The 13294-nt window shown below is 34.1% G+C and carries 15 protein-coding genes; 9 read left to right on the top strand and 6 right to left on the bottom strand.

Annotated features, from left to right (window positions below):
* Positions 1-4: 4 nt before the first annotated feature.
* The 3 genes from AC23MC_RS13590 to AC23MC_RS13580 are packed head-to-tail and all read left to right on the top strand — an operon-like array spanning position 5 to position 2975.
* Positions 5-1765, top strand: coding sequence for a BatD family protein (locus AC23MC_RS13590; RefSeq protein ID WP_487568889.1), 1761 nt, complete (start codon positions 5-7; stop codon positions 1763-1765).
* 45 nt (positions 1766-1810) lie between these two features.
* Entirely contained in the window at positions 1811-2191 is a 381-nt protein-coding gene (locus AC23MC_RS13585; RefSeq protein WP_487568911.1) for a GxxExxY protein, read from the top strand.
* Positions 2192-2231: 40 nt separating this feature from the next.
* Positions 2232-2975 carry a tetratricopeptide repeat protein gene (locus AC23MC_RS13580; protein WP_487568888.1) on the top strand — a complete coding sequence of 248 codons (744 nt, stop codon included), beginning with the start codon at positions 2232-2234 and terminating at the stop codon, positions 2973-2975.
* Here the strand turns inward: AC23MC_RS13580 and AC23MC_RS13575 are convergent.
* Entirely contained in the window at positions 2959-3477 is a 519-nt protein-coding gene (locus AC23MC_RS13575; RefSeq protein WP_487568887.1) for a CvpA family protein, read from the bottom strand. The two genes, AC23MC_RS13580 and AC23MC_RS13575, sit on opposite strands and share 17 nt — an antisense overlap.
* Positions 3478-3605: 128 nt before the next feature.
* Between AC23MC_RS13575 and AC23MC_RS13570 the strand changes: the two genes are divergently transcribed.
* The 3 genes from AC23MC_RS13570 (at position 3606) to AC23MC_RS13560 (ending at position 5569) form a co-directional block, all read left to right on the top strand.
* Entirely contained in the window at positions 3606-3962 is a 357-nt protein-coding gene (locus AC23MC_RS13570) for a hypothetical protein (RefSeq protein WP_248436731.1), read from the top strand.
* Positions 3963-4045: 83 nt separating this feature from the next.
* Positions 4046-5065 carry a phenylalanine--tRNA ligase subunit alpha gene (pheS, locus tag AC23MC_RS13565; protein WP_487568886.1) on the top strand — a complete coding sequence of 340 codons (1020 nt, stop codon included), beginning with the start codon at positions 4046-4048 and terminating at the stop codon, positions 5063-5065.
* Positions 5066-5161: 96 nt separating this feature from the next.
* Positions 5162-5569: a hypothetical protein gene (locus tag AC23MC_RS13560; RefSeq protein ID WP_487568885.1), complete on the top strand. Its 408-nt coding sequence runs from the start codon at positions 5162-5164 to the stop codon at positions 5567-5569.
* Between the two features lie 87 nt (positions 5570-5656).
* Here AC23MC_RS13560 and AC23MC_RS13555 read toward each other — a convergent pair whose 3' ends face one another.
* From AC23MC_RS13555 to AC23MC_RS13535, 5 genes are read right to left on the bottom strand one after another with little or no spacing between them, the layout of a single operon-like run.
* Positions 5657-6652 carry an NAD(P)H-dependent glycerol-3-phosphate dehydrogenase gene (locus AC23MC_RS13555; protein WP_487568884.1) on the bottom strand — a complete coding sequence of 332 codons (996 nt, stop codon included), beginning with the start codon at positions 6650-6652 and terminating at the stop codon, positions 5657-5659.
* Positions 6653-6680: 28 nt separating this feature from the next.
* Positions 6681-7481, bottom strand: coding sequence for an NAD(P)H-binding protein (locus AC23MC_RS13550; RefSeq protein ID WP_487568883.1), 801 nt, complete (start codon positions 7479-7481; stop codon positions 6681-6683).
* Positions 7468-9852 carry a M28 family peptidase gene (locus AC23MC_RS13545; RefSeq protein WP_487568882.1) on the bottom strand — a complete coding sequence of 795 codons (2385 nt, stop codon included), beginning with the start codon at positions 9850-9852 and terminating at the stop codon, positions 7468-7470. Before AC23MC_RS13545 ends, AC23MC_RS13550 begins: the two co-directional genes overlap by 14 nt.
* Positions 9853-9870: 18 nt before the next feature.
* Positions 9871-10218: a hypothetical protein gene (locus tag AC23MC_RS13540; protein WP_487568881.1), complete on the bottom strand. Its 348-nt coding sequence runs from the start codon at positions 10216-10218 to the stop codon at positions 9871-9873.
* 6 nt (positions 10219-10224) lie between these two features.
* The gene (locus AC23MC_RS13535; protein ID WP_487568880.1) at positions 10225-11751 is read right to left on the bottom strand and encodes a GNAT family N-acetyltransferase; all 1527 of its coding nucleotides are present in this window, start codon (positions 11749-11751) and stop codon (positions 10225-10227) included.
* Positions 11752-11932: 181 nt separating this feature from the next.
* On the opposite strand from AC23MC_RS13535, the gene AC23MC_RS13530 reads away from it, so the two are divergent.
* From AC23MC_RS13530 to AC23MC_RS13520, 3 genes are all read left to right on the top strand, one after another.
* A complete protein-coding gene (locus tag AC23MC_RS13530) occupies positions 11933-12262 on the top strand; it encodes a single-stranded DNA-binding protein (RefSeq protein ID WP_487568879.1) in 330 nt (109 codons plus the stop codon).
* Between the two features lie 83 nt (positions 12263-12345).
* Positions 12346-12666, top strand: a complete 321-nt coding sequence (locus tag AC23MC_RS13525; RefSeq protein WP_487568910.1) for a single-stranded DNA-binding protein — start codon at positions 12346-12348, stop codon at positions 12664-12666.
* Between the two features lie 19 nt (positions 12667-12685).
* Complete coding sequence (locus AC23MC_RS13520; protein WP_487568878.1) at positions 12686-13138, top strand: HRDC domain-containing protein; 453 nt, start codon at positions 12686-12688, stop codon at positions 13136-13138.
* Positions 13139-13294 lie beyond the last annotated feature (156 nt).

Below are 13294 nucleotides of genomic sequence, written 5' to 3'. Positions count from 1 at the left end.
GAAAATGAAAAAATTAGTATTCATACTATTAGTAACTTGTCAGACAATTTTTGCTCAAGTTCAGTTTGAGGCCAAAGCGAGTAAAACTTCTTTGGGACTCAACGAACGCTTGCGTATCGATTTTACAATGAATGTGGATGGCGATAATTTTGACCCTCCAGCTTTTGAAGGCTTTAGAGTCATTGCAGGACCAAGTCAGCAAGTAAGTCAATCGTGGGTAAACGGGAAAAGTTCGTTTAACAAAACGTATTCCTATTTTTTATTGCCTACTCAAAAAGGAACTATCTCCATCAAACAAGCTTCGATTGAATACAACGGACAAGTTTATAAAACTACGCCAATAAGCATTAAAGTTACCGATGCGGTGCAGCAACCACGTGATCCAAACGACAATTCCGTTTCGATAAACGATGCGTTGCATTTAGTGGCCGAAGTCAGCAAAACCAGTCCTTATTTGAACGAACCTATTACGGTAGTTTATAAATTATATTTCAGTCATAACATCGGTATTTCAAATTGGCGGGAATTAGATAAACCCAAATACAATGATTTTTGGAGTCAAAACATCGACATCAAACAATTAGTTGCCGAAGAAGGAAACTATAATGGCGAACGTTTTCGTTTTGTAGTACTTCGCAAAACCGTTTTATATCCGCAAAAATCAGGGAAGTTAGAAATTGAACCACTTTCGTTAGATATTGATGTAGAATTGCCCACTAATCGACGAAATATTTTCGGTCAAGTAATGCTTACCAAAGACCACAAACGTGTTTCTGCCGGAAGCAAAATCATTAACGTGAAACCACTTCCCGAAAACGGAAAACCAATTGATTTTTCGGGTGCTGTTGGTAAATTTGATTTCAAAGTAACACCTTCCAAAACCACTTTAAAAAATGGTGAAAGTATGGATTTGGAAGTCAGTGTTTCCGGTTCAGGAAATTTAAAATTATTTAGTTTACCAAAACCTGTTGTTCCCACAGCTTTGGAAATGTATGATCCGGTTCACTCCGAAAATGTGAATACGCCTTTGAGCGGAATGAACGGAAAAATCTCCGATAAATACACAATTATTCCGCAATTCAAAGGAAATTACACGATTAAACCAATGCAATTTTCCTATTTCGATTTAGGAACGAATAGTTACAAAACCATCACTTCCGATGAAATTACGATTAATGTGGCAGACGGACCATCTTCGCCTAACGCAGGAATTGCTAATCAGGACAAAGCTTCTACAGAGAAAAAGACGGTTTCAGCACAAGATCAATTCAAATTTATTCATTTAAAAACTAAGTTATCCCAAATCAATAAAAAGGATTTTTTTGGTTCAACGACGTATTATGTTTTGTTGGGAATACCTTTTCTATTAATTCCGTTTATCATTTTATTTAAGAAGAAAAAAGAAGCTATAGACGGAGATGTGGTTGGTAATAAATTGAAAATGAACAACAGATTGGCTAAGAAATATTTATCCGAAGCCAAAAAGCAATTAGGAAATAAAGAGCCGTTTTATGTGGCATTAGAAAAATCGTTGCACAACTTTCTGAAAGCGAAATTAAAAATTGAAACCTCGGAAATGAGCAAAGATTTAATAAAAGAATTATTAGCCGATAAAAAAGCACAACCGGAAACGATAGAAAAATTTATTCAAATCACCGAAAATTGCGAATTAGCTCGATATGCTCAGTTTTCAAATGTAGCCATGCAGCAGGATTTTGACAAAGCGGCAGAAGTGATTTCGGAATTAGAAAAACAAATTAGTTAACCACAAGGAACACGAAGAAGGCACAAAGAACGCGAAATGTATCAAATGAGTGAAGATGAAATAGCAAAAGTGGTTTTTGAATCCGCATTAAAAGTTCACAAAGCTTTAGGTCCGGGATTGTTGGAAAGTGCTTATGAAGAGTGTCTGTTTTATGAACTAAAAAAATTTCCATTTAAAGTTGAAAAACAGAAGGCTCTACCATTAATTTATGAAGAAGTAAAAATGGAAGTCGGTTATAGAATCGACATTATTATTGAAGACAAATTTATTGTTGAAGTGAAATCGGTTGAAGCATTAAACGAAGTGCATTTAGCACAGATTTTAACCTATCTTAAATTAACTAATTGTAAATTAGGAATGTTAATAAATTTTAATGTAAAACAATTAAAAAATGGAGTTCGAAGAGTAATCAATGGCGTTCTATAGTGACCTTTGTGCCTTCTTTGTGAACTTCGTGGTAAAGAAAATGAAAAATATCATCTATATTTTACTCTTGCTTTCCCAAACATTTTGGGCACAGAGTGTTTTTGATAAAGGAAACGATCATTATCGAAAAGGAAATTATCAAGAAGCAATAACAGCCTACGAAAGCATTTTAAAAGACAAAAAAGAATCATGCGATTTATATTTTAATTTGGCCAACAGTTATTATAAGCTCAATAAAATTGCACCGGCTATTTATTATTATGAGAAAGCATTGTTGATTAGTCCGAATGATAAAGACATCCAAAACAACCTAAAATTCGCCAAAAACAGTACGATTGATGATATTAAAACAATCGAAAAAGTTGGTTTTGAGCGAATCATGCGAAATTTCACAGGATTGGTTCATTACAACACGTGGGGTTATATTTCCGTTGGTTTAGCAATTCTGTTTTTATTGTTTTTTATAGGCTATTACTTTTCGCAAACAACAGTGGCAAAACGAATTTTCTTTGTAGGAATGTTCATTATCCCGTTTTTTATTTTAGCAGCCTTTGGAGCAGCTGTTTTTGAAAAAAACCTTTATCAAACCGAACGTCCGGCTATTGTTTTTGAACAAATAATTTCCGTGAAAAACGAACCGAGAGAAAATGCCGCCGAAGCATTTATTCTTCACGAAGGAACAAAAGTTTTTGTTTTAGAAACGGTTGATAACTGGAAAAAAATTCAACTCACAGATGAAACCGAAGGATGGATTTTAAGCGAAGCAATCAAGGAGTTGAAGTAGTTTCTTCATATACTTTTTTTACATCGTCAATCCACTTCGTAACCATTGGAAGCATAAAAGCGGTGGTATCCAAAATTGGTCTGTAAAAAATTGACTTTTCCTGTTTTTCTTTAGAAATCAATTGATTATCTACATTTATTTTTTGAACTAAATTCAGCACAATTCCAATTAATAAAGCGGTTTTTAAAACACTAAAAATTCCACCGGCTAATTTGTTTGCCCAACCTAAAAAAGCAAAATCAGCAATTTTTGTGAAAATCTTTGCTAAGAAATGAACGCCAATTACCACCAAAATTAAAGTCAAAACAAAAGCTGTAATTTGAATCGTTTGCGGATTCCAACTCACAAAACCTTCTAAAAAACCTTTCACCAAATACGAAAATTTAATCGCAATAAAAACGCCTAAAATAAACGAAATGATGGAAGCAATTTCTACAAACAAACCGTTTTTGATGCCTTGATACAATCCAATAATTAATAAAATTCCGATAACAATATCCATTTTCAAAAAATAAAGTTCACTAAAATAGTAATTTCTGTTTAATAAGAAGCAACTTCTTATCTTTGCCAAAAATAAATGTGGATGATTGATGAAATAACTCTTCCATCTTCCCACTTCCATCTTCCATCATGTCAAGAGATATTCAATTAAAAGAACGTTGGGAAAACGTTGTCAATATACTATCCAATCAATTTGCCGAGGGCGATGTACTCGACCTCGATGCCATTATCTATTTAATCGGCGTTCAGGAATTAGGTAAAGTGAAAAGAACCTTCAAAAAAGACGAAAAAATCGAACTCATGCACATTGCCATTTGCCGTTTATTAGAACCGTATGGCTATTATGAATTTGAGTTTTTTGATAACGACGGTTGGCCACATTACAAAGTAAAAGAAGAACTTCCGCCACTCAAAGCAGGCGAACAGTCGGTTTTGATGAAAGAAGCGATTGTGAATTATTTTTTGGAAAGAGAGTTGATTAAATAGTTTTCAGTATTTAATAAAAACACCCAACTTCCAACACCCAACTCCCAACTTTTTCCTAAATTTGCACCTTTACAGCACGAACGATGATAGACAAGATAAAAGAATACATTGGCGAAGCACAAGCTTTTCATACGGATAATAAAGAAACACTTGAACAATTCCGAATTAAATTTTTAGGAAGCAAAGGTTTGTTGAAAGACTTGTTTGCCGAATTTAAAAATGTTCCTAACGAACAGAAAAAAGAATTTGGTCAAGTAATCAATACGTTGAAAAACACCGCTGAAGAAAAAGTAAAATCCATTCAGGAAATGCTGGAAAGCAAAGAAGAATCGGTTGGACTTTTTGGCGATTTAACTCGTCCGGGTGAGCCATTTCCAATTGGTTCTCGTCATCCTATTTCGTTGGTAAAAAATCAAATTATTGACATTTTTTCAAACATCGGATTCAATGTTTCCGAAGGACCGGAAATTGAAGATGATTGGCATAATTTTACCGCATTAAACCTTCCGGAATATCATCCGGCAAGAGATATGCAGGATACGTTTTTTATTCAAACCAATCCTGATGTGTTGTTGCGAACGCACACGTCTTCGGTTCAGGTGCGATACATGGAAAACAACAAACCGCCAATTAGAACGATTTCTCCGGGACGTGTTTTCCGTAATGAAGCCGTTTCCTCGCGTTCACACTGTATTTTCCATCAAGTAGAAGGCTTGTATATTGACAAAGATGTTTCGTTTGCCGACTTAAAGCAAACACTTTTATATTTCACCAAAGAAATGTTCGGAAAGTCAAAAATTCGCCTCCGACCATCTTATTTCCCTTTTACCGAACCAAGTGCTGAGGTGGATATTTATTGGGGTTTAAAAACCGAAACCGATTACCGCATCACCAAAGGTACAGGATGGTTGGAAATCATGGGTTGCGGAATGGTTGACCCGAATGTGTTGAAAAACTGCGGCATCAATCCGGATGAATACAACGGTTTTGCTTTTGGTATGGGAATCGAACGTATTGCCATGCTTTTGTACCAAATTGGCGATATTCGTATGTTTTATGAGAACGATGTTCGCTTTTTAGAGCAATTTAAAACAAGTATTTAAAATTAACCACTAAGACACCAAGAGTTCACAAAGGACACAACAATTGAATCGTGAACTTTGTGCCATATTAGTGTCTTCGTGGTAAAAAAATAAAAAATGAAATCCGACATTATCATCCCCAAAGTAGAAAACGTCTTTCTAGCCGCCATCCAAGAATGGAACGACGACTTTATGGATAATGTTTGGAATGTGTATCTCATTAACGACAGCGACTTCAAATTAGATAGCGTAATGGTTGTTTCCAAAGCGTTTGGCACTGTGGATGGTGAAATGAAAAAAACGTCGTTATTACGTCATGCTTTCATTGAAATTGAATCGGTTTCTGCCGTAAAAATTGAAATGATAGAATCAAAAGTATTAGCTCTCAATAACGAATTCATGGTCACTTTTTTTATCGGAAACACTTTATATGATAAAAAATTCACCTTTAGAACCAATACCATCAACGAACGAGCGATGGAAGAAGTACCTGTTTTGTTTAAGAATGGGGTAGTGGTGAAGTAAATGAATATAGAACAAAGAGAAAGAAAATAGACTACAACTATAAGTATCTTGTCTATTTTCTTTATTCTATAATCTATTTTCTTAAAATTAATCCAACTTATCCGTCAATTTTTTAAACACGCTTTTCGGGTCTTTACTTTCGTATAAAATTTGATATACCGCATCAATAATTGGGGTTTTGGCTTGGTAATCTTGGTTGAGTTTGTAGGCACTTTTCACGGCATAATATCCTTCGGCAACCATACTCATTTCCATCATGGCACTTTTCACAGTGTAGCCTTTTCCGATCATGTTTCCGAACATTCTGTTTCGTGAAAAAACGGAATAGCCTGTTACCAGTAAATCGCCCAAATAGGCAGAATCATTGATATTTCGTTTCATTTTGTGCACTTTTCGGATGAATTTCTTCATTTCACGAATCGCATTACTCATCAGCAACGCTTGAAAATTATCGCCGTAACCTAAACCATGAGCCATTCCGGCAGCAATGGCATAAATGTTTTTCAACATGGCGGCATATTCAGTTCCGATGATGTCGTCGGAAATTTTGGTTTTGATGTAATTGCTGTTTAGATTTTTAGCAACAATTTTGGCTTTTGACGCATCTGCACAAGCAATCGTTAAATACGAAAGACGTTCCAAAGCCACTTCTTCCGCGTGACACGGACCGGTGATTACACCAATGTTTTCATATGGAATGTCGTATTCTCTGTGAAAATGTTCGCCAACAATCAAAAAAGTTTCAGGAACAATTCCTTTGATGGCAGAAAAAATCACTTTATCGTTTAAGGATTCTGTTAATTTTTCCAATTCGGTATTTAAAAAAGCAGATGGAATAGCAAAAATTAAAATATCAGCATAACTAACCGCTTCATTAATATCGGTCGTTAGTTTAAGTTTTTTGGTATCAAATTCAACCGAACTTAGGTAATTTGGGTTGTGTTTTTCAGTTTTTATATGGTCAATTGCGTTCTGATTTCGCATGTACCAACAAATTTCAGCTTGGTTAACGCACAACATTTTTGCTATTGCAGTTGCCCAGCTTCCGCCACCAATCACTGCAAATTTGGGAGAATTGTTCATTTTATAAGTTTAGTTTGCAATCGTAAATTTAACCTAAATTTTTAAATTCATAGTTCAAAACGTCAATCAATTTGTTGGATGAGACTGTTTTTCCAATAGAAGGTTGATTTTCATTAAATTGTGGCGGAACCAAATTCATTTCCAATGCTTTTTCTGTATAATATTTTTTCCGGCTGGGATGAAATGGAGCGACAGCATTAAAAACGGTATTCCAAACTTCTTTCTCAATGATTTTTTGGATGATTTCGATGCAATCAAATTGATGAATTAAGTTGATGGGTGCATCCGGATTTTCGATATTATTTCTTCCGGATAAAAATTTAATGGGATGACGGTCTTCGCCAATTAATCCGCCAAAACGTAAAATCGTAGTTTGAAAATTTGAATTTTTTAGAAGTAAATTTTCTGAAATGAGTAATTGTTTTCCGCTTTCCGTTTCCGGTTCTGGATGAGTTTCTTCAGTGACAACTTGATTTTCATCTGCATAAACGGAAGTAGAACTCACAAAAATCACTTTTTTAACCGATGATTTTTCGATAAATGGAATGAAATTTTCCATCTTAGCCACAAAATTTTCTTCGGAATTTCCTCTTAAACCGGGTGGAATATTAATAATCAGAATTTCTGAATTTTCTAAAAAATCGGCAATTTCACGCTGAGTATCATTCGCTTTAAGCGAAATTAAAAATGGTGAAATTCCTTCGCTTTGAAGTAATTCCAACTTTGATTCCGTTGTTGTTGAACCTTTGATCGAATAGCCATTTTGAAGCAAATGTTTTGCCAAAGGAAATCCCAACCAACCGCAACCTAAAATGCTAATTTGTTTCAAGACTATCTTTTTGAATGATTAATGTATCGATGGCAGTTTCAACTTTTTCAATAATTTCAACCTTTTTTGGTGCTGATTTCTGAAGTTTTTTCTTCACAATAATCGCATCCGTTAACACAAATGGCATCGGAATAAACGAATCCGGACGTTTTGGAATACTGAATTGTGGATTTTCCAACAAATCAAACGAAGAAATCATCACATCCATATCCAGTTTATCGTCTTTGTGAATTTGAAAACTCAGCGTTAATGGTTTGTTGTTAATCGGATAATAATTCAGCACATTGGATTTTTTTCGCTTATAAAAACTTCCTTCTTGGTTGATGTTTTTAATTCCGTTTGCTTTTAAATGATGGATTTTTAATTTTTCAGAAGCAAAAACATCAATTCTATTGGCGTTTTTATTGGCTTCAATTTTAACTGTAATCGCTCGTTGATTGCCTACAATTGTATCTCTTAAAAAGGTAAATGTCGGTTTAGCAATGTTTTTTCTAGGAGCTTCAGCCGAATAACTGTAGCCGGAATTGTATTTGCTACTTAATCCAAATTTGTTTAGACTTTTGTCTAAAGTTAGATTTTCGCCTAAATAATTCTTAGTCCAATTGTCTAACACTTTGTCATACGTTGCCCAATTTGCTTTGTCATTATCAGCATCATAAACATAGACGAGGCTGTTAGGTTTGCCTTTTCCTTTTTCAAAATCGCTTTGAAAATGAGCTTTGATAAAAAATCCGATGGAAATGATAAACAAGAATGTTCCCCAATTGGATTTTTTAGAATAATCACCAAAAACGGGTAGCAAAAGTGTAAATGTAAGTGCGACCAAAACAGTACTTCCGGCAAGCATTTTCAATCCTAAACCAATAGGAAATAATTGAATAAACGGAACTAAAATCAATAAAGCAGGAATGCTCAAAGCTAAATTTACAAACGGATTTGATTTTTCTTTAAATACAAAAAAAGCAAGAATGAAAACTGCAAAATAAGCTGGAATTATAAAAAATGCAGCACCTTTTAAATAAATACAAATTAAAAAATTGATGATAAACCATAAAAATAATGGAGCTACAAAATGACTTGGCATTAATTTACTTTTAGTGAATTTGGCGTAAATCCAAAAACAAATAGCCATAGACAACAACACAAAGGCAGCAATGTAACTATGACCGTTATAGGTGAATCCGTGCAGCATATCTTGGTATTGCGGATAGAGTGATTGAATCATTTCCCAACCAAAAAAAGTAACCAATCCACCAAGTATAATTGACAAAAATAATGGTGCAAATCCGCGTATAACTTCTTTAAAATCTAGTAAATGTTTGCCAAATCCAATAGTTACAACACTAAGAAAAAGCACAAAAGCAATAATTAAAAGCGGAAAATTCCATGAAAAAGGATAATTAAAAAAACCAACTGCTGAACTAAAATAGACGTGATCTTCGTCTGTTTTTAAATTGCTCAAATCGGTATTTGAATAATGAGTAAGCAACGGCATCAAATAAGTAGCTTGATGTTCCAAACACTCAGGCGTGAAATTTTCATAATTATCTTGAACCGTGTGGTAATCAAAATGATCATCAATAAAGGCGAAATTGTAGCCCGGAATATCCGCTTTTTCACGAAAAGCAGTTAAATCGGTGTCGTTGGGAAGCATTTTATAAATACTGTACATCAACGAATTGGAAACAGGAAATTTCGGATTCGCTTCAGCAAAACCTTTGATTAAATTGGCATTTCCGTAGTTTGTTTCGGCTAACATCATCGACGGACCGGCAGTTCCACGAGCTTCAAAATTAATCACTAAACCGACTTCTTTTGCCCAAGGATGTTCGGATGCAAATGCATAAGCTCCGTTTAAACCTAATTCTTCTGCATCAGAAAAAACAATAATAATGTCGTTTTTGTGAGTTGATTTGTTGTGAAGAAAAGTTCGAATTCCTTCTAAAATTACGGCTAAACCATTCCCATCATCGCTGGCTCCAAGTGATTTGGTATGTGGAGCACTGTCAAAATGTGTGAGAAGCAACAACGCTTTTGATGAATCTGAACCTTTGATTCGGGTTATAATATTTTTTGTTTCAACTAAATTATTCCATTTACTTAAAATCGTACTTTGCTGAATTTGCGTTTCTAAACCTAATTTTTGTAATTCTTTTTCCAAATAATTCATCACTTTTGGATGATTTGGTGAACCAACAAAATGTGGTTCTTTGGAAATTTCTTGAATATGTTTTAACGCTCGTTCGGTTGAAAATTCACTTGCCGGAACGTTTCCTTTTGAGTAATCGGAAGGCATCATCCGATGGAAAATAAACCAAATAATTCCCATCAACAAAACGGAAATGAGTAACGAAGTGTAATTTTTTTTCATGATAAGAAGTTGTTGTGGTTAGTGGTCTCTTTTGACTAACATGAAATAGTCGTTTTCCAAAGCAAGATAGCCCTGATCATACAAAAAATGATAGGTGTTTCCGGTTTTGGTATGCAAAATGGAAGTGAAAAAATCAAAATCAAAACCCTTGCTAAGTAGTTTTGATTTAGTGGTTTTGCTTTTTCCTTCGGTATTTAATTCGCTTAAAATTCTATAATTTTTTCGCAACTTGTTATTGATATTTCGCATCAAATTGTTGCTGTCTTTGTTCATTTTGTTGTTGTAGGCATTTCTACAACCGTCGCTGCAAAACTTTTTATCTTCGCGGCCAATGATTTTTTCGTTACATTCTAAACAGTTTTTCATAACTATTTACTTTAATTTCTTAATGTTGTATAAATCATGTCTTCTGTCTTTTAAAATCCGAACAGTTCCAAATTCGTGCAATTGTTTTAGTAAATCTAAATCAACATCAACAATTAATGTCATTTCGGTGTTTGGCGTGGCTTCGGCTTTGATTCCATTACTCGGAAAAGCAAAATCAGAAGGAGTAAAAACCGCCGATTGAGCATACTGAATATCCATGTTATTCACTTTTGGTAAGTTTCCAACACAACCGGCAATTGCTACATAACATTCGTTTTCAATGGCTCTCGATTGAGCACAATGTTTTACACGCGTATAACCATTTTGAGTATCTGTTAAAAACGGAACGAAAAGTATATTCATTCCTTCATCGGCCATTAAACGGGATAATTCCGGAAATTCAACATCATAACAAATCATAATACCAATTTTTCCGCAATCAGTGTCGAAGGTTTTAATTTGCGATCCACCTTTCATTCCCCAATGCAACGATTCGTTGGGTGTGATGTGAATTTTGGTGTACATTTCGCTGCTTCCATCACGTTTGCACAGAAATCCAACGTTGTATAAAACTCCATTTTCCAGATAAGGCATACTTCCCGTAATGATGTTGATGTTATAAGAAATAGCATATTCTTGAAATCTTTTTCGAATGGGTTCCGAATGTTTTGCTAACTCACGAATGGCATCAGCTTCCGAAAGATGGTTATAATCGGCCATCAACGGAGCGGTGAAAAGTTCGGGAAATAACGCAAAATCACTTCCGTAACCTGAAACAACATCGATAAAAAATTCGGCTTGTTCAAAAAGTTGTTCTAAATTATTCAGCGGACGCATTTGCCACTGAATCAATCCTAAACGAATAACACTTTTTTTAGTATTGATTAAGTTTGGATTTTCATCATAGTAAATATTGTTCCATTCCATCAAAACCGCATATTCGTTGGAACTTGTGTCGCCAACCAAGTAATTTTTCATGATTTTTTTTACGTGAAAATCATTGCTGATTTGAAAAGATAAAACCGGATCATATAATTCTTTTAATTTTACTTTTTCGATATATTGTTTTGGAGTGAGTTCTTTTAAATAATCAATATAATTCGGAATCCTTCCGGCGAAAATGATTGATTTAAGGTTTAATTGCTCGCATAGTTCTTTTCGAGCATCATACAAACATCTTCCTAAACGTAGACCTCTGTATTTTGGATGAATGAAAACATCAATTCCATATAAAACTTCTCCTTCTGGATTGTGAGTATCAAAACTATAATTCCCTGTAATTTGTGCGTAAGTGTGATTAGCAATCACTTTACTGTAATCAATAATTAATGAAAGTGCAGAACCAACTACTTTTCCATCTACCAAAACAACCAATTGTCCTTTTGGAAAAATGGAGAGTAATTTTTCGATATGATGTTCTTTCCAATACGAATTTTCGAGTTCGCTGTAGGCTTCCATCATCGAATTTTTCAATTCTTTGTAGTCTTCAATTTGTAAATTTCGTAATTCAATTTTCTTAATTGCTTCGTGCATATAATTTTGTTTTTCTGCAAGATACAAAAAATATTTTCCGTTTACAAACGCTTACAAATATTTACAACCGAAAGTAATTGTTTTTGTACCGAATAAATTTTGCAAACCGTTAAATCTTTGCATCGTCGAAAACAAACAACGACAAAAATTAATTTATAAACCATTTAAAATTTTACACGCCATGAATGCAATGAAAAACAAAGTACAATTAATCGGACATGTTGGAAACGAACCAATCATTAGAGATTTAGACGGAGGAAAAAAAGTAGCAAACTTATCGCTAGCCACTAAAGATGTTTTTGTAAACAAAAGCGGAGATGAAAAAGAACAAACCCAATGGCACAATGTTGTTGCTTGGGGAAAAACAGCTGAAATTATTGAAAAATTCGTTGATAAAGGAAAACAAATTGGCATCATCGGGAAACTAACTTCCAGGAGTTATGACGATAAAGAAGGAAATAAACGTTATGTAACGGAAGTGGTTGTGAATGAACTGCTTTTGATGAACTAAGAAGTAATCTCAATAGCAAAAATCAATTTCAATAGCAAAAATCAATACTAATTAATTATTAAATTTTATACGCCATGAACACAATGAAAAACAGAGTACAATTAATCGGTCACGTTGGAAATGACCCGGAAGTAAAAACCTTCGAAGGTGGAAAAGTAGCCAACTTAACTATCGCTACTAATGATTCCTACACCAACAAAAAAGGAGAAAAAGTAGAACAAACTGAATGGCATCGTTTGGTTGCTTGGGATAAAAATGCCGAAATCATCGAAAAATTTGTAACTAAAGGAAAAGAAATTGCCATTGAAGGTAAACTAACCTCCAGAAGTTATGATGATAAGGATGGAAACAAACGCTACATCACGGAAGTTGTCATAAATGATATAATGTTGTTAGGTAAATAAATCCATTAAACTAGAAATTATGAAAGTAAAACATTTCAGAGTTCGAGTAAGTGGGGAGCATTTACAGAACGATCAAGACGCCATCAATCAGTTTTTAACCGATGTAAACGTTGAAAAAACGGCAACCAATTTTATAACCGGAATGATAGATTATTGGTCGGTTTTAGTTTTTTATTCACCAAAAACCGAAAAAACAAAAGAAACTACAGAAACTGAAAAAGTAGCCATTTTGAATTATGATGAATTAACGCAAGAAGAGAAAAACACGTTGAATTCACTCAAACATTGGCGAAGCGAGAAATCATCAAAATTAGGTTTGCCACAATATATGATTTGCCATAATTCTGAATTGATGACAATTGCAAAACTAAAACCGGATTCGGTTGATGAACTGAAAAAGATTAAAGGTTTTGGAGAAAATAAAATTTCAAGATACGGAAACGATATCATTTCGTTATTACACGCCAGTTAAATTTTATTAAGATTAGAAAAAAGCGACAACTAAAAAAATTGTCGCTTTTTTTATGAAAATAGGAATTTGAACACAGATAAATTACAAAGTTTTCAACACGAAAACGTTTTCGATGAGGTGTTGTATAGGTACGGTGTTAAATTATTGAAGTATTTA

The organism is Flavobacterium sp. T50_26 (genome assembly GCF_057652995.1).
This window is presented reverse-complemented; position numbering and strand designations above follow the sequence as displayed.